The sequence below is a fragment of the Enterococcus sp. M-BR2 genome (genome assembly GCF_056612775.1).
The window spans coordinates 188,458-209,006 of the sequence record NZ_CM152743.1 but is presented as its reverse complement, the minus strand read 5'-3'; the positions used below and the strand labels follow the sequence as shown (position 1 = coordinate 209,006).

General features: G+C 38.4%; 24 protein-coding genes. 11 read left to right on the top strand and 13 right to left on the bottom strand.

Annotation, left to right across the window (positions count from 1 at the left end; translation table 11 throughout):
• Positions 1 to 5: 5 nt before the first annotated feature.
• Positions 6 to 926 (bottom strand): Gfo/Idh/MocA family protein, encoded by a 921-nt coding sequence (locus AC1F25_RS00980; RefSeq protein ID WP_002313435.1) that lies wholly within the window; start codon positions 924 to 926, stop codon positions 6 to 8.
• Between the two features lie 112 nt (positions 927 to 1,038).
• Here AC1F25_RS00980 and AC1F25_RS00975 point away from each other — a divergent pair, with 112 nt between their 5' ends.
• The gene (locus AC1F25_RS00975) at positions 1,039 to 1,791 is read left to right on the top strand and encodes an exodeoxyribonuclease III (RefSeq protein ID WP_002308394.1); all 753 of its coding nucleotides are present in this window, start codon (positions 1,039 to 1,041) and stop codon (positions 1,789 to 1,791) included.
• A gap of 498 nt (positions 1,792 to 2,289) precedes the next feature.
• A complete protein-coding gene (locus AC1F25_RS00970; protein ID WP_002313434.1) occupies positions 2,290 to 2,823 on the top strand; it encodes a 3'-5' exonuclease in 534 nt (177 codons plus the stop codon).
• Between the two features lie 248 nt (positions 2,824 to 3,071).
• Here the strand turns inward: AC1F25_RS00970 and AC1F25_RS00965 are convergent, their stop codons facing one another.
• From AC1F25_RS00965 to AC1F25_RS00950, 4 genes are all read right to left on the bottom strand, one after another.
• A complete protein-coding gene (locus AC1F25_RS00965) occupies positions 3,072 to 3,596 on the bottom strand; it encodes a GNAT family N-acetyltransferase (RefSeq protein ID WP_123830715.1) in 525 nt (174 codons plus the stop codon).
• Entirely contained in the window at positions 3,589 to 4,062 is a 474-nt protein-coding gene (gene tsaE / locus AC1F25_RS00960) for a tRNA (adenosine(37)-N6)-threonylcarbamoyltransferase complex ATPase subunit type 1 TsaE (RefSeq protein ID WP_002308391.1), read from the bottom strand. Before tsaE ends, AC1F25_RS00965 begins: the two co-directional genes overlap by 8 nt.
• Positions 4,063 to 4,186: 124 nt before the next feature.
• Positions 4,187 to 5,167, bottom strand: coding sequence for a phosphate acetyltransferase (gene pta, locus AC1F25_RS00955; RefSeq protein WP_002312157.1), 981 nt, complete (start codon positions 5,165 to 5,167; stop codon positions 4,187 to 4,189).
• 152 nt (positions 5,168 to 5,319) lie between these two features.
• Positions 5,320 to 6,000 carry a uracil-DNA glycosylase gene (locus AC1F25_RS00950; RefSeq protein ID WP_002308387.1) on the bottom strand — a complete coding sequence of 227 codons (681 nt, stop codon included), beginning with the start codon at positions 5,998 to 6,000 and terminating at the stop codon, positions 5,320 to 5,322.
• Between the two features lie 126 nt (positions 6,001 to 6,126).
• Between AC1F25_RS00950 and AC1F25_RS00945 the strand changes: the two genes are divergently transcribed.
• Positions 6,127 to 6,996 (top strand): Cof-type HAD-IIB family hydrolase, encoded by an 870-nt coding sequence (locus tag AC1F25_RS00945; protein ID WP_002312156.1) that lies wholly within the window; start codon positions 6,127 to 6,129, stop codon positions 6,994 to 6,996.
• Between the two features lie 25 nt (positions 6,997 to 7,021).
• Positions 7,022 to 7,537: an LURP-one-related/scramblase family protein gene (locus tag AC1F25_RS00940; protein WP_002313432.1), complete on the top strand. Its 516-nt coding sequence runs from the start codon at positions 7,022 to 7,024 to the stop codon at positions 7,535 to 7,537.
• A 46-nt stretch (positions 7,538 to 7,583) separates the two neighbouring features.
• Here the strand turns inward: AC1F25_RS00940 and AC1F25_RS00935 are convergent, their stop codons facing one another.
• From AC1F25_RS00935 to gloA2, 4 genes are all read right to left on the bottom strand, one after another.
• A complete protein-coding gene (locus tag AC1F25_RS00935) occupies positions 7,584 to 8,147 on the bottom strand; it encodes a GNAT family N-acetyltransferase (protein ID WP_002320003.1) in 564 nt (187 codons plus the stop codon).
• Between the two features lie 54 nt (positions 8,148 to 8,201).
• Positions 8,202 to 8,381 carry a hypothetical protein gene (locus AC1F25_RS00930; RefSeq protein WP_002308376.1) on the bottom strand — a complete coding sequence of 60 codons (180 nt, stop codon included), beginning with the start codon at positions 8,379 to 8,381 and terminating at the stop codon, positions 8,202 to 8,204.
• A 76-nt stretch (positions 8,382 to 8,457) separates the two neighbouring features.
• The gene (locus AC1F25_RS00925) at positions 8,458 to 8,967 is read right to left on the bottom strand and encodes a hypothetical protein (RefSeq protein WP_086306999.1); all 510 of its coding nucleotides are present in this window, start codon (positions 8,965 to 8,967) and stop codon (positions 8,458 to 8,460) included.
• A gap of 95 nt (positions 8,968 to 9,062) precedes the next feature.
• Entirely contained in the window at positions 9,063 to 9,443 is a 381-nt protein-coding gene (gene gloA2, locus AC1F25_RS00920; protein ID WP_002308373.1) for an SMU1112c/YaeR family gloxylase I-like metalloprotein, read from the bottom strand.
• Between the two features lie 331 nt (positions 9,444 to 9,774).
• Between gloA2 and pnuC the strand changes: the two genes are divergently transcribed.
• Positions 9,775 to 10,524 carry a nicotinamide riboside transporter PnuC gene (pnuC, locus tag AC1F25_RS00915; protein ID WP_002334906.1) on the top strand — a complete coding sequence of 250 codons (750 nt, stop codon included), beginning with the start codon at positions 9,775 to 9,777 and terminating at the stop codon, positions 10,522 to 10,524.
• A gap of 41 nt (positions 10,525 to 10,565) precedes the next feature.
• Here pnuC and AC1F25_RS00910 read toward each other — a convergent pair whose 3' ends face one another.
• Together AC1F25_RS00910 and pcp are read right to left on the bottom strand one after the other, a co-directional pair.
• Entirely contained in the window at positions 10,566 to 11,843 is a 1,278-nt protein-coding gene (locus tag AC1F25_RS00910) for a hypothetical protein (protein ID WP_002313428.1), read from the bottom strand.
• Between the two features lie 78 nt (positions 11,844 to 11,921).
• On the bottom strand, positions 11,922 to 12,566 hold the full coding sequence (gene pcp, locus AC1F25_RS00905) for a pyroglutamyl-peptidase I (protein WP_002287081.1): 645 nt from the start codon (positions 12,564 to 12,566) through the stop codon (positions 11,922 to 11,924).
• Positions 12,567 to 12,859: 293 nt separating this feature from the next.
• Here pcp and AC1F25_RS00900 point away from each other — a divergent pair, with 293 nt between their 5' ends.
• From AC1F25_RS00900 to AC1F25_RS00890, 3 genes are all read left to right on the top strand, one after another.
• Entirely contained in the window at positions 12,860 to 13,261 is a 402-nt protein-coding gene (locus AC1F25_RS00900) for a lactococcin 972 family bacteriocin (protein WP_479994175.1), read from the top strand.
• A gap of 85 nt (positions 13,262 to 13,346) precedes the next feature.
• Positions 13,347 to 15,392, top strand: a complete 2,046-nt coding sequence (locus tag AC1F25_RS00895; protein ID WP_479994174.1) for a bacteriocin-associated protein — start codon at positions 13,347 to 13,349, stop codon at positions 15,390 to 15,392.
• 7 nt (positions 15,393 to 15,399) lie between these two features.
• Complete coding sequence (locus tag AC1F25_RS00890; RefSeq protein WP_002312147.1) at positions 15,400 to 16,086, top strand: ATP-binding cassette domain-containing protein; 687 nt, start codon at positions 15,400 to 15,402, stop codon at positions 16,084 to 16,086.
• A gap of 179 nt (positions 16,087 to 16,265) precedes the next feature.
• Here the strand turns inward: AC1F25_RS00890 and AC1F25_RS00885 are convergent, their stop codons facing one another.
• The gene (locus AC1F25_RS00885) at positions 16,266 to 17,210 is read right to left on the bottom strand and encodes a DUF979 domain-containing protein (protein WP_002308361.1); all 945 of its coding nucleotides are present in this window, start codon (positions 17,208 to 17,210) and stop codon (positions 16,266 to 16,268) included.
• Position 17,211: 1 nt separating this feature from the next.
• Entirely contained in the window at positions 17,212 to 17,898 is a 687-nt protein-coding gene (locus AC1F25_RS00880; RefSeq protein ID WP_002308360.1) for a DUF969 domain-containing protein, read from the bottom strand.
• Positions 17,899 to 18,370: 472 nt separating this feature from the next.
• Between AC1F25_RS00880 and AC1F25_RS00875 the strand changes: the two genes are divergently transcribed.
• The 3 genes from AC1F25_RS00875 (at position 18,371) to AC1F25_RS00865 (ending at position 20,527) form a co-directional block, all read left to right on the top strand.
• Positions 18,371 to 18,691 carry a DMT family transporter gene (locus AC1F25_RS00875; protein WP_002308356.1) on the top strand — a complete coding sequence of 107 codons (321 nt, stop codon included), beginning with the start codon at positions 18,371 to 18,373 and terminating at the stop codon, positions 18,689 to 18,691.
• A gap of 160 nt (positions 18,692 to 18,851) precedes the next feature.
• A complete protein-coding gene (locus tag AC1F25_RS00870) occupies positions 18,852 to 19,757 on the top strand; it encodes an ABC transporter ATP-binding protein (RefSeq protein ID WP_002334911.1) in 906 nt (301 codons plus the stop codon).
• On the top strand, positions 19,754 to 20,527 hold the full coding sequence (locus AC1F25_RS00865; protein ID WP_002312143.1) for an ABC transporter permease: 774 nt from the start codon (positions 19,754 to 19,756) through the stop codon (positions 20,525 to 20,527). Before AC1F25_RS00870 ends, AC1F25_RS00865 begins: the two co-directional genes overlap by 4 nt.
• Positions 20,528 to 20,549: the final 22 nt, after the last annotated feature.

Here is a 20,549-nt window from a genome sequence, read left to right as displayed (position 1 = left end):
CTTGTTCAAAGTTGATGACGGTAGTGCTCTTTAAGCACTTCCTCGCATAATTCATGACTTCTTACAACTTCTTGCTGCTTAAGCAGTTCTGCTTCCGGTTTACCTGAACGTATCTGAGATAAGAAGGCCTCTACCATTGGCTCAAACCCGCGTTTGACTAGCGTGTTCGTCCAGTCGCCAAATTCTTTCACCTTTTTTCCATCAGCATCTTGAATGACAAGCTGGGTCAGGTCGCTTACTTCATAAGTACCATTCTTACTTGTTACTTGATATTTTTCTGTATTAGCACCACTTGCTAGATCCATCGTTAATAGAGCCGTTTGATTTTGTGTTTCTAATTGTAAAATGGCATATTCCAAATATTCCTTTGTTTCTCTTATCTGATATTTTGTTCTCAAAATGGGTTCATCCAATAAATACACCGCTGTATCAATGAGATGTAAAAATAAATCATAAAGGACGAATTCTGTCGTCTCTTTTGCCGCTATTCGATTTTTTTGCAGTTGGATCAGCCGCTTCTCTGGGATACGTTTCAATTCTTCTACCATAGGAGCAAAGCGTCGGTTAAAACCGACCATCAAGATCACTTGGTTCTTATCAGCCAATTCTTGCAATTCACGCACTTCGTTTAGATGGACACTCAACGGTTTGTCAATATAAACATGGATACCATTTTCTAGACATCTTTTTGCTAGCTCATAATGTACTTTTGTTGCTGCGTGAATCATGCATGCCTCGATTTTTTCTTCTAAAAGCTCATCGATCGTTTCATATAGATGTTGGAACCCATATTCTTTTTGGATTCTTTCTTTTGTTTCTTTATTTCGTGTTGCAAAATAAAAATCAACTGTTCCTTGTTTTTTCGCATAGGTTGGTAAATATGCTTTTTCTGCAATATTCCCTACACCGATTACACCAATCTTCATCGACTTTCCTCCTGGATCATTTAGTTACTTTCATCTTACACCATTTTTTACTAAAATGAGGTACAATAGTATCGCAAAGGTAAGGAATTTAATTCGAAGGAGTGTGTTTTTATTGAAATTTATCTCTTGGAACGTGAACGGGCTTCGTGCCATCGTAAATAAAAATTTTTTAGAAGTTTTTCATGAGTTAGACGCCGATTTTTTCTGTTTGCAGGAAACAAAGCTCCAAGCAGGACAGATCGATTTAGATCTTCCTGGTTATTATCAATATTGGAATTATGCAGAACGAAAAGGCTATTCTGGTACAGCCATTTTTGCTAAAGAACCTGCATTGAATGCCACTTACGGAATGGGTATCGATATCCACGACACAGAAGGCCGTCTGATCACTTTGGAATATTCCGATTTCTTTCTTGTAACTTGTTATACGCCAAATTCTCAAAGTGAATTGAAACGTTTAGATTACCGATTAGAATGGGAAGAAGCCTTTTATAATTATCTAGAAAATTTAAAGAAACAAAAACCAGTCATCGTTTGCGGGGATCTAAACGTCGCGCATCAAACGATCGATTTGAAAAACTGGAAAACAAATCAAAAAAATGCTGGATTCACTCCAGAAGAAAGAGCGGCTCTTTCTCGACTGTTGGATAACGGGTTTATCGATACATTTCGTTATTTTTATCCAACCCAAGAAGGTGTTTACTCTTGGTGGAATTACCGATTCAATTCAAGAAAAAACAATGCTGGTTGGCGGATCGATTACTTTTTGACGAGCAAAGATTTAGCGCCAAGACTGGCTGATGCAAAGATCCATACGGACATTATGGGCAGTGACCATTGTCCAGTAGAATTAGATTTGAAATAAAGAGGTTGTGAAAAAGCTGTCCTGCATCAAGTAATAAGAACAGCCAAACAAAAATAGCTCCTCCTATTTTTCTTTTGGTTGGGCTTATTACCGCAGATGCAAGCTTTTGAACACCATTTATTGAGAGGTTGTGAGCCTGCCGTTTAACTCTGAGGCACAAGGAGCAATTTCAAAAAACAGCTTCTCATGTTTGTTGGATATTGTGACTTGTGACTGAGGAGTTGGCAGGAGAACACCGTTTATCAAGAGGTTGCGAAATCGGCGTCCTGATCTGTGTATTAGAGAAACAAACGGCAAAATAGTTCCTCATATTTTGCCGTTTTGTGAGCTGATACCGAGAAGTCATGATCCTCTCGTCTAACTCCGAGTCGCAAGGAATGAGTTCAAAAAATAGCTTTTCTCTACAAAAACTACATAAAAAATCCTATGTTTTTTGTTAAAACTATTTGTTTTTTTCAAAAGTATGTTACAGTAATTTTCCAAGGAGGTTTTACAGAAATGAATTTTGTTGCCATGGATTTTGAAACTGCCAATCATCAGCCTTATAGCGCTTGTTCTCTTGCGTTAGTCATGGTAAAAAACAGCCAAATCGTCGATGAATTCTATACATTGATACAGCCTGAAACTCCTTTTTTCTGGCGAAACGTCCAAATTCACGGAATCCATCAAGAAGACGTACGCAATGCGCCGAAATTTCCAGAAGTCTGGCAAACTATCCAACCATATTTTCAAAAAAATCTTTTAGTCGTTGCACATAATGCTGCTTTTGATACAAAGGTCTTAGCAGGTTGTTTAGATTATTACCACCTCGAACAGCCTAATTATCTTTCTTTATGTACAGTGAAAAGCAGTCGTCGCTTGTTCCCTGAATTTCCAAATCATCGATTGAACACTGTGTGCGAAAATTTGAACATCCAATTAGATCATCATCATGATGCATTGGAAGATAGTCGTGCGTGTGCGGAAATCCTGCTTTATCAAGAAAAAAAATTCGGGACAGATCCATTGAAAAAACTCGTGACTATAAAGTAAAGCAATCATTTACTTATGAAACGCACAAAGAGGTTGTGAAATCAGCGTTTTGACCTGATTATTAGAGAAACAAACGGCAAAATAGTTCCTCATATTTTGCCGTTTTTTGAGCGAATATCGAAGGTCAGCTGATTGAACACCGTTTATTCAAAAAAATGGACTGCGTCACGACTTTTGTCACAGTCCATTCATACGTTTTTCTGCCTTCCCAAAAGGATGACAGTTTCTTAACTCTTTTCTTATTTTTTCTATTCAATCAAATAACTCATTTTATATACATCTAAAAATTCACCTAAATCTGTTCTTGCCCCTCTAGGAATGACCGCTTCGATTTGGAAACCCATTTTCTGGTAAAGGTGTACGGCTCTTTCATTACGAACTTGAACATCCAGCTCCAATCGAAAAAGTACACCCATTTCCTTCGCCCAATTGATGATTTCTTCTAGCATAAGAGTACCTAGTCCCATTCCCCAATATTCCTGCAGGATACTGATACCGACTTCTCCCACATGAGATAAACGAAATTGACTGTCTGCTTTGACTGATGCTGTTCCAACAATCGTCCCCTCATTGATAGCAAGCAGCAATAAATTATTGTTGCTTTCGTACATATAACTCAACTCTTCTGATAAAGTTTCTGGGGGTAAAAGAAGTTCAGCTTCATCTAAAGCTAAAAATTCTGTCTCGCTATTGACTTGTTCCATCATCGAAAGAATATCTTTTGCATCATCTGGCACTGCTTCCCGCAAGATGATTCCAATTTCTTCACTCATGGTTTTCAACCCATTTTTCTAGGATTCGCTGTTTGAATGTTTCACTTTGTTCACCATATGAGATTAATTTCACATAACGCTTTTCTAAATCTGTATCACTTTTTTCTAAAATCAGTTCCAAATAATCTTCTGGCAGTGCTTCTTCTAATAGGTTTCCCCATTCGACAACGGAAAGCCCATCTCCTTCAAAATATTCATCTAACCCTAAGTCAGCTCCGCTAGCTGCTACCCGATAAATATCCATGTGATACAACGGAATCCTGCCTTGATTATATTCTCTAATAATCGTGTATGTCGGACTTTTGATCATTTGCGTTATTCCCAGTCCTTGGGCGATACCTTTCGTCAATGTTGTTTTACCCGCACCTAGATCACCAGTCAATATCAGATTATCACCTGGCATGGCGGAATGACCAATTGCCTCTGCAAATTGTTCTGTCATTGTTAATCCTGATAGTTCGATCATTTTTCATCTTCTCCCGCTCTTCTTTCTTTTTGCCAGTATATCGCGTAATGAAGTTTTTTTAAAGAAAAAAACGAACTAGCCAAGAACAGCAGCTGCCGTTTTTGGACTAGTCCATGTGTATTTGTTAATCAATCAATGTTTGTGCTGCTGTGATAATCGATAATTTATATACGTCTTCTTCATTTGCCCCACGAGACAAATCAGAAACCGGTTTGTTCAAACCTTGCAAGATTGGTCCGATTGCTTCAAAGTTACCAAAACGTTGAGCAATTTTATAGCCAATATTTCCTGATTGCAATTCTGGAAATACAAAGACTGTTGCTTGACCAGCTACTTCTGAATCTGGCGCTTTCAGTTGTGCAACTGAAGGAACATAAGAAGCATCAAATTGCAATTCGCCGTCGATCAAATATTGTGGTGCTAGTTTTTTAGCGATTTTAGTGGCTTCAACTACTTTGTCTACTTCTGGCGATTTCGCTGAACCTTTTGTCGAGAAGCTCATCATCGCCACTTTTGGTTCGATATCGAACAGTTCAGCTGTTTTTGCAGAATCTACAGCGATTTCTGCCAATTCTTGTGCAGTTGGATTCACATTGATTGCACAATCAGAAAAGACGTATTTTTCTTGGTCTCTTCCACGTACCATGATCATCGCACCACTTGTCCGACTGACACCAGGTTTTGTTTTGATGATTTGGAGTGCTGGACGAACAGTGTCGCCCGTCGAATGGATTGCTCCAGAGACCATGCCGTCTGCAACACCCATATACGTAAGCATCGTACCAAAGTAATTCACATCTTTTAAAATCTTTTCTGCTTGTTCTTTGGATGCCTTTCCATTTCTACGTTCGACAAATGCATCTACCATTTCATCCCACTTATCATAAGTATCAGGACTAATGATCGTAAAGCTAGATGTTTTGATTCCTCTGGCATGTGCTGCATTTCTTATTTCTTCTTCGTTTCCTACTAAAATGGGTTCCACCAGTTCTTCTGCTTTCAACCGGGCAGCTGCACCTAAAATTCGAGCATCAGTAGCTTCCGGGAAAACGATTTTGATCCCACGGCGAACAATCTTAAATCTTAAACTATCAAACAATTCCACAAGATGACCTCCAGACGTTTTTATATGTATTATCATACACTATTCCATAAAAAAAGAACAGTTTATTTTATCTGTATCAGTCAAAAATGCCGGAAAAATGAAGTTTTTCACATATATGGCAAACTGCGCTATAACAGGAAAGCGCTGTTTTATTACACTGTTTCAGGCAGTTGCCAATCAATCGGTTCTTCTCCTAACGCAAGGAGTGCATCATTCGTTTTCGAGAAGGGTTTGGAACCAAAAAAGCCACGACTTGCGGATAGCGGACTCGGATGTGGAGATGTAATGATGATATGACGGCTCTTATCGATCATTTTGATTTTTTCTTGCGCCGGTTTTCCCCACAAGATAAACACGATTGGTTTTTCTCGTTCATTTAATTTTTCAATGATCGTGTCTGTTAATCTTTCCCAACCTTTCCCGCGATGTGAATAAGCTTGCCCTTCCCGAACAGTAAGAACAGTGTTGAGTAAGAGGACTCCCTGTTTAGCCCATGACACTAGGTTTCCATGTTGAACAGGTACGATACCAAGATCATCATGAAGCTCTTTGTAGATATTTCTTAAAGATGGCGGGATCTTCACGCCGGGCTGCACAGAAAAAGATAATCCATGAGCTTGGTTTTCTCCATGATAAGGATCTTGTCCTAAAATCACTACTTTGACTTCTTCATAAGGAGTCAATTCCAACGCTTCATAGATATGATACATATCTGGATGGATCTTTTGGGTCGCATATTCTTTCTTTAAAAATTCTCTTAGATGCAGATAATAATCTTTTGAAAATTCTGAGGACAAAACTTCTTGCCAACTGTTATGAATGATTTCTTTCAAAACCTCCACCTCCTAATAAAAAGAATAACTCACATTTTCTTCAATCACAAGGGACAATCTTCCCCCCTCAGCACTTGATTAATATGGTAAACTAGGAACAAGAAGCAGAAAGGAACGATAATCATTATGATCAAATTAATTGCATCAGATATGGATGGCACATTATTAGATGCCCATATGAGTGTTTCTCCTGAAAATGCCGAAGCGATACGTTTTGCAAACGATGCCGGCGTTGAGTTCATGGTCGCTACTGGACGAAACTACCAAGAAGCTCGCGCCGCTTTGGATGAAGTAGGAATCGATTGTGCGATGATCACTTTGAACGGGGCACAGGTATTTGATAAAGAAGGAAATTCCTTGTTTACCGTATCCATCCCAAATAATCAAGCAACCTCTGTTTTGGATATTTTAGACGCTAACGGTATTTACTATGAAGTAGCAACCAACGATGGTCTTTATTCTGAAAATCAAGCGAAGCGGATCGAAAGCTTTGCTTCCATGGTCGCTACCCATTTACCTCACCTTACGTATAAAATGGCGATTGCCATGGCCTCAGCTAAGCTGGAGTTGTTGCACATCACATATGTAGACAGTATTCGTACCATTTTGGAAGAAAAGAATCTGGAAGTCTTGAAAATCATCTGTTTTCATACAGAAGGACCTGCTGTGTTAGGACCAGTTGGTAAGCAGATTTCTCTTTTAGGTGATTTAGCTGTCACTTCTTCTGGTCAAAACAATATTGAAGTGAACCATAAAAACGCTCAAAAAGGGATTGCCGTTGCCCACGTCGCGCATGAGCGTGGCATTTCTTTAGAAGAAGTCATGACGATTGGTGATAATTTCAATGATGTCAGTATGCTGCAAGTGGCTGGAGTCAGTTTTGCAATGGGAAATGCAGAAATCGAAGTAAAAGATTATGCCAAATATACAACGGACACGAACCTTGAATCTGGCGTAGGAAAAGCCATATTGCGCGCGATTGCAGAAGACTTATAGTTTTATCTAGAAAAGAGGGATATAGATGTCAGAATTTTTCATTCAGGAAAAACAGCTTGGACGTGCGACTCGGACAATCGTCAAAAACGAAAAAGGGCATTCCCTGTTTTTGATGGTTGGTCGTTGGGGAACAAAGGGCGATGCGTTGTCTCTTTATGCCATGAATGGCGATCTTGTTGCCCACATCAAGCAAATAAGCCTGACATTCGGTACGCGTTTTGAGCTGTATAAGGAGTTCGAAAAAGTGGGAACCATGCAGAAAATATTCAATTGGCCCGGTGATTTTTATTATATTCGTAGGCTTCACTGGACAGTCCAAGGTGATATCTATAATCATCAATATCAAATCCACCATTTCAATCAACAAATCATGAAGATGGATAAAGCTACGCTTTTTTCAGGAGATTACTATGTACTGGATATCTCAAATGATGAAGATGCTCCTATTTGTATTTGTATTGCTGCGGTTTTAGATTACTGGCTTTACCGTAAAGACAAAAGTCGCGATAAGCCTGTTTCTTATCGGCTTGACTTAAGTTAAAAAGATGTACCTGAAATGCGTATTTCCGCATTTCAGGTACATCTTTTTAGATATTCTTTTGCATATGATCATAAAGATGACCACTGATCATCCGCTGACCGACCACTTTGAAGCCATGGCGTTCGTATAATTTTTTAGCCTTTGGATTTTTTTCATCCACACTTAGTCCGATGACGGAGCGATTCGCTTTCTTCGCCAATTTAGGTAATGCTTCTAATAATCGTGAACCGATGCCTTGCCCTCTAAAATCTTCTGATACACTGATAGAATCCAAATACCATTCATTGGGAAACGTTTCTTTATCAATGAACAAACGTGTAGACGCATCTAACTGATATTTTTCTAAGATAGGTACCAGCGGCTGATCGATGATGGCTTCTTCTTCATCTGTATAACCGTAAGCAACTCCTGCAACTTTACCGTCTATTTCTTCTACGATACCTCGTGAATAACTGTAGCGATAATTTGGATCAGTGATGGCTTCTTCTAGAATCTCTAAAGTCTTTTGTTCCCCTGTCTGCTTCAAAAATGGCAATTCCATGTCTTTTAGAATTACTAAGATCAATGGAGCGATTTCTGGAGCATCTTCTTTTCTCGCAAAACGAATCATAGTTTCCTCTCCTTTTCTCCATTCTAACATGCAGAAAAAGAAATCGCAAAATCGTTATTTTAAAAAATCTTCTATCTTTTCAGTAATGAAATAACCATGAGTAACGATTCTTGCCGCTTCAGTTCGGCAATAAGGGCAGACGATTGGCATTTCTTTATCATTATGTTCGACTACATTATTGACTTCTTCGTATGCAAATTTTTTTCCGCAATTAGGGCACTTCATTTTTTCCATGTTATCTCAACTTCCTTTCATCTTTACCCTCTTAGCTTACTCTTATATTGAAAAAAAGAGAAGCGATAGCCTTTTTCTATGCAGATATCCATACCTGTTGAGTCTGTTTTCCATCAATTAATTGGACTTGATAATACGGTCGTTCATCTTTAACTACAATCGCCCACTCTTTCACTTTTGCTTTTTTCCCGTAGTAGCTGACTGCTTCCTTCATCGCTGCTTGCGGTTGCTTGAACTCTTCCGTTTTTTCTATGTCAAATAGAGGTTCTGCTGTTTTTTCTGTATGATTCCTTACAGTTGCTTTCCCAGTGGACGGGTTGACTGCTATGACTTGTCCTTCACAAAAAAACTGGTATTCATATGTTGCATTCGTAGGATTATCCAATTCTTTTTCCACTGCAAAATGGATAGAAGATATATTATGTTTTTTTGTTTCTTTTTTAGCGATTGCTGCTGCTTCGTTCAATGAGATCCGATATTCTTGATCACTAATATCATCCAAGTGAAAAGCGGCGCTGAGCAATCCTGTCATACCGGTAATCAATATTACGATGAGGGCAGCAGCACCAAACATCATTTTTTTCATTCTTCATTCTCCTGTTTCTTTTTTTAAAAGAATATCAAGAAATGAACGAACGAAAAATCGAATGAAACGAAAAAAAAGTGACAATTTTGTTATCTTTATTCGTGTAGTTCTAACGGCAACCCGTCTGGATCAAAGAAAAACGTCATTTTTTTACCTGTAAACGTATCTTCTCTTACCGGTTCAGATTCGATCCCTAGGGAATACAATTCTGCAATTGTTTCTTCGATATCGTCTACTTTGAAAGCAAGATGACGCAAGCCACAAGCTTCTGGATAGTTTGGTCGTTGTGGTGCATTGGCAATTCCAAAAATCTCCAATTCGGCACTTCCTAGTTTCAGATCTAATTTATAGTCATCTCGTTCTTTGCGGTAGTTTTCTCTGATTACTTCAAATCCTAATTTATTAACATAAAAATCACGTGATTTCTGATAATCTGAAACAATGATGGCTACATGATGGATCGTTGTAAGGTTCATATAAGCACTCCTATTCTTCGTTTAAATTCGTATCTACCTTTTTCTCCAGCTCTATTGTAAATGTGTCAGCTTGAAAAAAATAGCTGTTTTTTCTTTTTATAAGAAAAAAGGCAAAAAAAAAACAGAAAGTAGGTCCTCCAAGACACTCTTCCTGTTCCCAATATAATAAATGAAAGTAAGAAATTATATTTTCAAGAAAACAAACAGAAAATTATCATAACACAAATTATTTATAATTGAAAGACTAGTTTTTTTTCAAGAAAAGCATACAATAGATTGTGTTAGTAAATACAGAACACACTACATTTAGTGTCTTAAGGAGTCCTCATACATGAAGTCATATTTTCAGTTTTTAGCTCATCAGCTAAAAGGCTGGCCGCAACAAAATTATTATCTTTTCTTTTTCAGTCTTGGCTGTCAGGTCATGACTCTTGTCAATAGTCCCATCACTTGGCTGTCCGTTATCACATTTATCGGTACCACGCTTGGTGTATTGTGTATTTTATCCATCAATGCGGCAAAATCAGTCAACGGTATTTTAGGTATTTTGTCTGCGATTTGTTTTATTATCGTTGGATTTTCAGCAAAGAACTATTTAAGTATCGGTGAACAGATTGCTTATATGATCACATTGGATATCCCCGTATTGTTAAGTAAAGAATGGAATCATAATATGGCTTCAAAAATCCGAAAATTCACTGGAAAAAGCTGGTTTATCGCAATCGTCAGTACTTTCCTTGTCTATCTTGTTTCAGGATTCCTGATTGGTCGTTATACAGATGATCCTCGCCCATGGATAGATGCCATTGCTTTTTCCATTAGCTTGACTGCTGGTATCATCAGTTTCTTGCGTTACAATAACCAATATTACTGGTGGTTAGCTTCAGGGCTTGCACAAATGGTCCTTTGGTATATTTCATTTACGCATGGATCTGCAAGTTTGGCGATGTTCGTGAACAGCTCTGTTTACTTGCTGAATGATGTCCTTGCATTTACCGTTTCTCCTTGGTATAACCAAAAAGAACGTGAACGTATGCAAAAAATGGAAGAAGAATACTACAACGCACAACAACACGCATAAAAATAGGCTTTCTCTCTAAAAATAGAGAGAAAGCCTATTTTTTATAGTAATTCCTTCAGATACTTTCTTGCCTCATCATTGAAACGCAGTGATTCTTCTAACTTCTGATAATATTCTAAGGCTTGTTTTTGCGCTTCAGTAAAACGATAATGTTTCCCTTTCCATTTGTCGATCGTCTCTTGTACATTCCCAGATTGGATATCCTTCACTACTAGCTGCCATTTTTCTTTTGAGACTGCGCGCTCTTTCTTATCAGCAGATTGTACGGCTTCTCGTTCTTTACGCAATACTTTTAAAAAACCATTTCTGACTATCCGAGGAATGCTGTCGAAGAATCCTTCCGTAAAACCATAGCGACAATATTGCTTCCAAATAAATAGATAGATTTTTGGTTGGATGAACCGTTGTTTTTTCGCAAAATATTCTATCTGAGCAATGACTTCTGGTGTTCGCTGACGTTTTGTCTTTCTCAATGCGGAAATAAACGTTTCAAAATAAGCATTAGGATGTGCTGGCACTTCTTCATAAACGATGGATTGCCAATCTTTACGTAAAAATGTGCGATAGTTGTTCAAGAATTCTTCTACATCCTTTACTAATTCTTCTGCAAAGTCGTCAAACAGTTCTTTCTTTATCTGTCGCTTTTTTGGCTGCCCATTGATGTGTTCACTGATTTTCTTGATTTCATTTTCCAATGCTTGATAATCCGCTATGTAAATCGGCATTTCTGCTTGGCGAAATTCTGCGAGACGCTGTGCTAATTTTATATCCGGTAAATACGGCTGTTTCATCCGTCGATTTTGGTACAGGACAAAACAGTATTTTTGCCATAGTTCTTCAGGAAAATCGATATTCTTTTGCTTAAGCCATAATAATTCATCTAAGGCCAGATCGACTTTTGTCATTCCCTGATGGATCGAAGCTGCTACTGTCGGAGAAACATGCAGGTGATCGGCAAAGTGGTTGATACCTAGCTTTAGGGTCTTTCCGGTTTTTGGCGATTTGACGATATATTGCACTTTTAATTCTCTCCCACATTCGCAATACAATTTTTGCTGGCTTCGTTTTGTTCGAAAAAACGGATTGATCTTGAAGTCAGAAAACACCCAATCTGTTGCGGCCAAATAATGTTCTTCCATAAAACGAGAGCTGATTAGATATCGGCGGTGCTTATCGACTAGTTCCCGCTGTTTTTTTGTTAATTTTGCATAGATCTCCCAACGTTGACTGCTTGTGTATTGTTTAGAGATCTTAATAGGATAGCTTTTGTTGATTTCTTTTGGAAACCATTCTTCAAAGACGGATTGCCATTCTTCCACGGCTATTTCTTTCCTTTCTAATTACAAAAAGCTGGCTACTAACATAACGTTAGCAACCAGCCAGTGTTTCTTGCTAAATTAGTGAGTTGTTCCGGCATTCCCGGAAATATCTTCTTTATTTTCTACTGCTGCTTCAACTGCATAAGTCAAAGAAGAAGCAATGTCTTCCAGAGACATAGAAGGTGTTCCCACTGGACGATCGATCACTTGATCTGGTGAGAATGGTACGTGGATGAACCCACCGCGAATTGCAGGGAATTGCGTTTCGATCAAATGAAGCAAACGATACATGATATCGTTGCAGACAAATGTTCCTGCTGTATAAGAGATGTACGCTGGTAGACCATGATCTTGTACATTTTTTGTCATTGCTTTGATTGGCAATGAAGTAAAGTAAGCGGCTGGACCGTTTTCTTCTAAAGCCGTATCAAATGGCTGATTTCCTTCATTATCAGGAATTCTTGCTTCTGCTAGATTGATTGCGACACGTTCGAACGAGACTGCTGACCGTCCGCCTGCTTGTCCGACACAGATCACGACATCTGGTTGGTGCTGTTGGATGGCTTCTTTGACTACTTGACTGCTTTTTTCGAATACGGTCGGTACTTCCACTTTGATGATTTCAGCACCGCTGATTTCATCTGGCATTTTCTTTACTGCTTCATAGGCTGGATTCACTTTATCCCCACCAAATGGATCAAAACCTGTTACTAGTACTTTCATCTGTTGTTCCTCCGTCCAATTGATTTAACATATGGTTATCTTTTATCTTACCATTTTCTTTGAACAGCGTAAATAAAGGAAAGAAGAGTTTAAATAACATAACATAGCAAACTTAATATATTCTTATAAAAAAATAGTGTTCCACTACTTTGAAAGCGGATTATTTTACTATAAAATAAAGATAATCTGAGGAAAATATCACCTATACCATTTATCGAAGAAAGGAAGTAAAAAATGAAAAAATAACATTATTTTGCAAAATAGGTCTTCTTTTAGGAAGTACCGTCATTAGCATGGTGCAAGCAGAAGCACATGCTGACACAGTCACAGACTCAAAAAACGAAATACGGATAACCGAGCAAATGCCTCGATCAGGCGGGGTCATTTTGGATGATAGCGGGAAAGTGATTGGCACGACAGATCCCTCTCTCATAACGGATGCCCCTTTAGAAAGTAGAGGATCTGTCCATATCCACCGCGGACATTGGACATACGGGACACATAGTTGGCCTGTTATGCCAATAGGACAAAAACGCGCTTGGTCAAATTTCAATCATTATGATAAATTCCACTATGCAACAGCAGTGGTTGGAGGTAGAAGATATACTGCTTATGCTGACCGTAACATGTATGTCTATGCCACTGTAGTAGGTGATAGCAAACACACAGGCTTAGCGTATTACGGCTGGTGGTAATCCATCTTTAAGTAACTACACTGATGTTTTCATCAGACATCATTAAAAAATTGCTACTTATTTTAACAGTAAAGGATCACATTTCATGAACAATAAACTTATTCGGTTGAATTTATTCGTCCTTTTTTCTATCCTTTCATTTATGATTTTCTTTTATGTCCAAGAGGTGGCACAAGAAAGAATCATCGCCGACAGCTATTCGCTTCCTGAACAATACCGATCGTTCGATCTACCTCGAACGATCCAAGACGATCGACAAAATTTTTCGAGAAACCTGTCCATTTTGCTCGAAACGGCAGAAGAAGAACAGTTGAACGTACTTTTTCGTGAAACAAATTTCACACCCAAAATCACGAACGGAAAGCCTGACCCAAGTGTTGATTTAGTCGTGATCGACTATTTTTCCAATGAGCCTGATTTGAGAACGCTGCTGAATCAACCTTCAGCAAAGCACCTCTTAACTCAACACTATACGATCAATTATGCTTCGTTCAACAATCATCCATTGATAGAGCTGCCTTCCTTTAAAGAAGCAACGAAATTTGTAGAAAGCCAAAATACAGAGCAGGTATCCGCGTTCATCAAAAGCTTGACGACTAAGTATAATGAACTCTATCAACCTTCATTCACGGTGCAGGATTTTCAATATACAGATTATTCAGAAACCATCATGTTGCTTGATTTTCGTCCTGTGAGGAATTTGATTAGTATCAGTCTAGTCTTCTTCCTGTTATTTACCGCTCTATGGCTATTCGACAATGCAAGAAAGTTATCGATCCTACGATTGAACGGACTTTCTTGTGCGACGATCTTGTATAAAGTACTGCTAAAACAACTGCTCTTCCTATTCGCATCGTGTTGTTTTGCTCAATTAATCTTCGATCCATCGATCTTTCTTTCGAACATGGGCTACCAAGCGGCTTTTTTTGCCGTATCTGTCGTTAGCTCGCTGTGTGTCGTTTATTTCTTATGTTCCACTTCTTTTGCTGAAAAACTCAATAGGAGATCATATGCCAGAACCTTTATTTTTTCACTTTATCTCTTTAAGACAATCGCATTTGTCTGGTGCTTAGCCAGCGTCCTTACTGTTGTCGAACTGGTCAATCTATCACTTAGTCCTTCTACCTATCCGGATGAATTTTCTGAGTATGCAGTATTTTATAATACCTATTCAGGAAAAAACAACCATGAAGTCATCAGTATCGAAAACAATGTATTAAGTATCCAACAAGACCGCTTGTATCAACATCTAGAAGAAAACGGGATGCTGCTGATTGGTACAGTCAGTTACTTTATGGAAGAAAAAGAAATCAACCGCAAAATTTGTGTAAATGTCAATTATTTGCAAAAATACCCGATCATCAGCGTAACTGGACAAAAAATAACGATCTCTCCCGAGGAAACCCAACGTGTCTTTTTAGTACCGGAAAGATTGGAGAATCAGTTCCAAGAAATCAAAGAACATTATTTGCATGGCTACTTTCTGGATGAATCACAAGCTGATTTTTATCTCACCCGGTCCAAACAAGAGATCCATACATTTCACCCAGATGAAGAAATCATTCACTATCCGAATGTCATCGAAGTCCAAACAAGAAACAACAGTGCGGGAAACCTCCGACAAATCATTACTGGTGGTGGATATTTCGACCCAGTCAAAGTTCCTATCACTCAATCGGTCGAGAAAACATTCGAACCCATCAAAAAAGTACTGGAAGAAAATTATTTATTGGACAACTATCCAGCGCTCACCCCGCTTTCAAAAATCAAAAAAGTAGATTTACAAAGACAAATTGGTGAAATCAAACGACATAGTCTGGAAATTCTCTTCGCTCTTTATCTTTTGATCACGATGATTGCTTATCTCGTGCTGATTTCTTTGAAGATCAAAAAGCAGAAATATACGATTTGGCGATTGAATGGTATTTCCATGATCAAAACTTATCGTATGATTTTCTTGCCGTTTTTCATACAATATGGTGCATTGGTTTTATATACGACTTTCATGGATGCGCCTTTTGCTTGGATCCAGAGTCTGATTCTTTTTTCTATCTTAGAGATAGGAATGATTTTCTTCACCTTGCACCGTTTGGAAAGAAAAGAAAAAGCAACTATATTAAAAGGAGAATGATAGTCTGATGCCTCTCATCCAATTAGATTATGTAACGAAAACCTACAAACAAAAACTTGTCCTGGATGCTGTCTCTTTGTCGATCGATCAAGGAGAATTTTGGACGATCCACGGAAAAAGCGGTGCAGGAAAATCCACCCTATTGAATCTTTTGGGACTCATTGATTCATTCGATGAAGGAACGGTCTCGCTCTTTGGAAAAAGTGCGCCGAAAATCAACAGCAAAGCAGCTCTTTTACTACGGAGAAATAAAATCTCCTATCTTTTCCAAAATCATGGATTGATCGAAGATGAAACGATCATGGACAATTTGAACATCCCCTTCATCTATCGAAAGACCAGACGAAGAGAAAAAATCAAGCTGCAGCAAGAAGCTCTTGCCAAGGTTTCCTTAGACTATCCATTGAAAACAAAAGTTTATCGTCTTTCTGGCGGAGAAAAGCAACGCCTAGCTTTTGCCAAACTCCTACTAGAAGACAAAGAACTGATCCTAGCAGATGAACCCACTGGCTCTTTAGATAACGAGAACCGTAACCATATCTTGGATCTGCTATTCCAACAGCATCGCGCGGGGAAAACAGTTATCGTTGTGACCCATGATCCTTATATCATCGAAAAAAGTCCACGCTCTTTTTCGATAGATTCGTGGCAGGAAACTAAAAAAAGAGGTTGTGAAATCAGCGCTCTGACCTGAGTATTAGAAAAACAAAAAGGGGGTGTGACTAGTGTCACACCTCCTTTTTCCGAATAAATGGTGTTCCAGAAGTAGCTTCTTCGAAAAATAAGCCGAAATTCCACAAAAATTTGAGAAGCCATTTTCGTCAATTCCTTCTTATTTCTTGAAGCTGACCACTTCTGTCCCAACCTCTTTTTTTATTTAAATAAAATCATGTAAGCAATTTGGAAAACAAGCATGAACAAAGCAATGAAAAGTTGATTTTTGATCACACCGTATTTATCTTTCATTTCCAACATCGCCACTGGCACGATATTGAAGTTAGCAGCCATTGGTGTCAGCAAGGTTCCACAAAAACCGCAAGTCAACGCGACCATTCCTATTAACGCTGGATTCGCTCCATGGCTAAATACGAATGGTGCACCGATACCAACCGTCATCACGGTGATAGCCGCAAATGCATTCCCCATGATTACCGTAAATATCACCATGCCAAGAGCGTAAATGATGATACCGATGTTCACATTTCCTTCTGGAACGATCGTACCTACGGCATTGGAAATCACTGTTCCAACTCCGGCACTTGTAAATACCGCACCAAGAGAAGCTAAAAGCATGGGCAACATACTTAACGGCCCTACTGTACCCAGCATATCTGCTGCGTCATCTAAAAATGTGCTTGGGCGATTATCTCGAGAAAAGAACATCAAGATCAGCATAGCCGCAAAAACACCGACACCCACACCGACTAAAGCACCTAAATTGGTGAATAAAGCAAACAAAATCGCAAAGACACCGATACTCAAAGCTGGAATAAATATTTTCATTCCTAGTTTGTCTGACATTTTTTCCATATATGCTTTTGATGGAAGCCGACTTTCTCCTTTGCTGACTCTCTTAGCAATCGCGGGTATGGTCATCGCAAAGATCAAGCCGCCGTTCACGATTGCCGGAAGCCATCTTCCTCCTGCAATAACTACCCCTAAAACCGTCCAGAAAAAGGCTGAGCCGTAACGATGAGGATTGGTTTGATCTGTTAAGTTTCTTACTCCAGTGTAAATCAACACAAGTCCCATCACGATATAAAGGATCTCCAATAATTTATCGCCTAACAAAATATCAGGATTTGTAAAAAAGTCCATCTTATTGCCCCTTTCCTGAATAATATTTCTTCGCTAGCTTCTTTTCTTTAAGATAGAAGTAGACACTTGCCACGACTAAAGCTGTAATGGCCACTGGAACTTCCACTAAAGCAAGCTGTCCCAATGTTACGTCATATCCTAGATCTTTCAATGTGGATTGGACTAGCAATGCCCCTGCTCCTCCGATGAACAGTACTTGTCCAAAGAACCAGCAGACATTTTCCATAGCCGAAGCCATCCCTTTTAGTTCTTCTTCATGCTTCGGATGGACTTCTAACCCTTTTGATTCGATGGTCCCCAATGCCATAGGTAGAATGATCGGACGAACAAATCCAGCAACTCCACCAAAACTCACGTTAAAAGCTGCAAAGATCATTCGAAAGATCCCATAAATATCTACGATCATGCCAGCAGATACTTTTTTGAATCGCTTGATCAAGGAAGCCGCTGATTCTTTCAGACCATTTCTTTCAAGTGTTCCTGTCGCCAACATAATGATGATGAAAATCGCCATCCCACGATTGTTCACAAAACTTGTGCCTAAAAGTTCTAACATTCCTTGAATGCCAAGACCGCCAGTCAAAGCTGTCACAACTAAAGCAACCATTACGATCAATATCGAGTCTAATTTAAATGCGAACCCGAGAATAACGATCAAGACGCCTAAAAGGCTAAGATAATTTTCCATGTATTTTCCTCCATAAAATGACAATATTTTTTTAATTATAATGCAAAACACATAAAAAATATAGCTGTTTTCTTACGAAATAGACACTATTTTTAAATATTTTTCGTTATTTTTTTATTATATAATTCACCTTACTTATTGTAAGATAAAGCTTTTTTCAATCTAATGCTTGATAATAAATAAAAATAAGGAACAGTTACCGTTTTTTTAAATGATTTATAAATAACAGATTAGTTCTATGCTGTTGAAAAGCATTTATTTTCTTTTCCGCTAATGATGTATCCATCGATGCTTGATGCACCTTACTAAGAAGAATCAGATTGCCGATAACTTGGTAGGTGTGCTATACTACAGAAAAAGATATACGATCTGCCACCGGGTAGGATAAAGAGGATGATCATTCCATTAGGTCTTTGAAGGGATGATTTTCCTCTTTTTGTGTATTTTTTTATAGTTAAGGAGGAATGTAAGTATGGCATGGATGGAATTAATCATAGCAGGGATTTTGGAAGTATTCTGGTCAACGATGATGAAATGGAGTGATGGTTTTTCCAAAGTCAATTATTCTTTCTACACAGTGATTGGAATGATTGCTAGTTTTTACTTTTTGTCAAAGGCAATCAAAAGTTTGCCTATGAGTCTCTCTTATCCTATTTGGACAGGGATTGGCGCGGTTGGTTCGGTCATTATTGGTGTGGTCTTGTTTCATGATAAGCTGAATCTTTCCACTTGGTTCTTTGTCGGGTTGCTGCTCATCAGCATCATTGGCATCAAAATCACTAGCGGTCACTAGATACTTAGACAAGCAGACAAGGACTGATCAGAAAAAGCGGGGCTTTTTATTTGATATTCCTCTTTCTATGAAAAAACAAGAAAATAAGACTAATGACCTAGCGACTTCTCTACTCATCAGGTGTATGCTTGTACTATCTATAGAAAAGGAGTGAATATTTTTGAAAAGTCTTTCGGTCCAAGAATTATCCAAGAACTTTGGTCACAAACAAGCCCTCAGCGATGTCAGTTTTAGCTTATCTCCTGGCAAAATCGTTGGATTAGTAGGTCCTAATGGCGCTGGAAAAACAACGATCATGAAAGCTATTTTAGGACTGATCCATTACTCAGAAGGAACGATCCGTATTGGTGAAAATGAGATTTCTCCCTCTAGTCATAAAGGATTAGAACAAGTAGGAGCATTGATCGAATATCCGGGTATCTATCCATTCTTAACAGGTTATGATCATCTGAAGTTATTCTCTGAAACAAACGATGTATCTGCTATCGACACTATCGTGAAACAGCTCAAGATGGAAAAATACATTCACAAAAAAGCGAAATCCTACTCGCTGGGAATGAAACAAAAATTGGGAATTGCTCTTGCCTTACTGAACCATCCGTCTATCGTTATTTTAGATGAGCCGATGAACGGTTTGGATCCACAAGCAACAAGAGATGTGCGAAAAATCATTACCGACTTGGCTACTCAGGGCACCTCTTTCTTGATCTCCAGTCACTTACTCAGCGAGCTTGAAAAAATGGTCGATGAGCTGATCCTGATCAATCAAGGAAAAATCATCAAACAATGTACAATGGCTGAATTGAACCAAACAGCGCAAGATTTCATCGTTATCTCTACGACAAATGATCAAGCTGCTCGAACGATCTTGACAGACGCTGGATATCCCTTGGAAGATCCTGATAAAATCAAGCTTCTAAAAGAAAACGAAGAGTTATTAGGAACTGTTATCCAGTTATTGTCTGCAGAAAATGTCCATGTGACAGATGTCCAGCATCTGACGAATGATTTGGAATCTTCCCTATTGGAAATTCTGGATTCAGTAAAGGGGGAAGAAGAAAAATGACATTGCTTATAAAACAAGAATTATTTAAATTGATCAAGAAAAAGTCAACTGCTGTTTTATCTGTTCTATTAGTTGCTTTGCTCATAGGAACAGCACTTCTAGCCAAAAAATACACGACGATCATTGATCCAGTTGAAATGACTGCTCAGCTTTTCAGTGCCACATCTTGGATTGTCTTTATCATGATTGCTGCTGCAAGTACGATCATTTCAATGGAATCACAATATGGTACATTGAAAAATCTCCTTTATCGAAAGTATTCTCGAGGAGAAATATTAGTAAGTAAATGGATCACATTAGTTATTTATTCTATTTATTTATACCTTTTAGCTATTATTGTCACCGTGTTGATGAAACTGATCCTTTTCCCTTCGATTTCCTTTACGGAGAAGATTTCTACTGGTCAGACACTGATCCAAAGCTTATTCACTTATACTTTGGGTAGTTATATCGGTTTATGGCTAATTTTAAGTTTAGTGTTGATGATTGCTTGTTTTATCAATAGTTCCGGTGCCTCCATCTCAGCAGGGATCGTCTTTTATTTTGCTTCATCAATCATATCTGGTATCCTCATCGCACTCATTCAAAAATGGGAGTGGATCAAATGGAATCCAATCAGTATGCTGAATCTGCAAAACCAAATTGGCAACGAAGAGATTATGAAGCAATTGACTCATCTTTCTACTAATCAAATGCTGTTTGGCAATTTAGCTTACATTGCTTTGTTCTTAGCATTGGGATACCTCGTATTCAAGCGAAAAAATGTATGATGGTTCATTAACAAAGAAGTTG

What these genes read in the sequence shown, in the direction of transcription:
- AC1F25_RS00980 (WP_002313435.1), bottom strand. Translation starts at nt 926, where the DNA reads ATGAAGATTGGTGTAATCGGTGTAGGGAATATTGCAGAAAAAGCATAT.
- AC1F25_RS00970 (WP_002313434.1), top strand. Translation starts at nt 2,290, where the DNA reads ATGAATTTTGTTGCCATGGATTTTGAAACTGCCAATCATCAGCCTTAT.
- AC1F25_RS00965 (WP_123830715.1), bottom strand. Translation starts at nt 3,596, where the DNA reads ATGAGTGAAGAAATTGGAATCATCTTGCGGGAAGCAGTGCCAGATGAT.
- tsaE (WP_002308391.1), bottom strand. Translation starts at nt 4,062, where the DNA reads ATGATCGAACTATCAGGATTAACAATGACAGAACAATTTGCAGAGGCA.
- AC1F25_RS00945 (WP_002312156.1), top strand. Translation starts at nt 6,127, where the DNA reads ATGATCAAATTAATTGCATCAGATATGGATGGCACATTATTAGATGCC.
- AC1F25_RS00940 (WP_002313432.1), top strand. Translation starts at nt 7,022, where the DNA reads ATGTCAGAATTTTTCATTCAGGAAAAACAGCTTGGACGTGCGACTCGG.
- AC1F25_RS00935 (WP_002320003.1), bottom strand. Translation starts at nt 8,147, where the DNA reads ATGATTCGTTTTGCGAGAAAAGAAGATGCTCCAGAAATCGCTCCATTG.
- AC1F25_RS00930 (WP_002308376.1), bottom strand. Translation starts at nt 8,381, where the DNA reads ATGGAAAAAATGAAGTGCCCTAATTGCGGAAAAAAATTTGCATACGAA.
- AC1F25_RS00925 (WP_086306999.1), bottom strand. Translation starts at nt 8,967, where the DNA reads ATGAAAAAAATGATGTTTGGTGCTGCTGCCCTCATCGTAATATTGATT.
- gloA2 (WP_002308373.1), bottom strand. Translation starts at nt 9,443, where the DNA reads ATGAACCTTACAACGATCCATCATGTAGCCATCATTGTTTCAGATTAT.
- pnuC (WP_002334906.1), top strand. Translation starts at nt 9,775, where the DNA reads ATGAAGTCATATTTTCAGTTTTTAGCTCATCAGCTAAAAGGCTGGCCG.
- pcp (WP_002287081.1), bottom strand. Translation starts at nt 12,566, where the DNA reads ATGAAAGTACTAGTAACAGGTTTTGATCCATTTGGTGGGGATAAAGTG.
- AC1F25_RS00900 (WP_479994175.1), top strand. Translation starts at nt 12,860, where the DNA reads ATGGTGCAAGCAGAAGCACATGCTGACACAGTCACAGACTCAAAAAAC.
- AC1F25_RS00895 (WP_479994174.1), top strand. Translation starts at nt 13,347, where the DNA reads ATGAACAATAAACTTATTCGGTTGAATTTATTCGTCCTTTTTTCTATC.
- AC1F25_RS00890 (WP_002312147.1), top strand. Translation starts at nt 15,400, where the DNA reads ATGCCTCTCATCCAATTAGATTATGTAACGAAAACCTACAAACAAAAA.
- AC1F25_RS00885 (WP_002308361.1), bottom strand. Translation starts at nt 17,210, where the DNA reads ATGGACTTTTTTACAAATCCTGATATTTTGTTAGGCGATAAATTATTG.
- AC1F25_RS00880 (WP_002308360.1), bottom strand. Translation starts at nt 17,898, where the DNA reads ATGGAAAATTATCTTAGCCTTTTAGGCGTCTTGATCGTTATTCTCGGG.
- AC1F25_RS00875 (WP_002308356.1), top strand. Translation starts at nt 18,371, where the DNA reads ATGGCATGGATGGAATTAATCATAGCAGGGATTTTGGAAGTATTCTGG.
- AC1F25_RS00865 (WP_002312143.1), top strand. Translation starts at nt 19,754, where the DNA reads ATGACATTGCTTATAAAACAAGAATTATTTAAATTGATCAAGAAAAAG.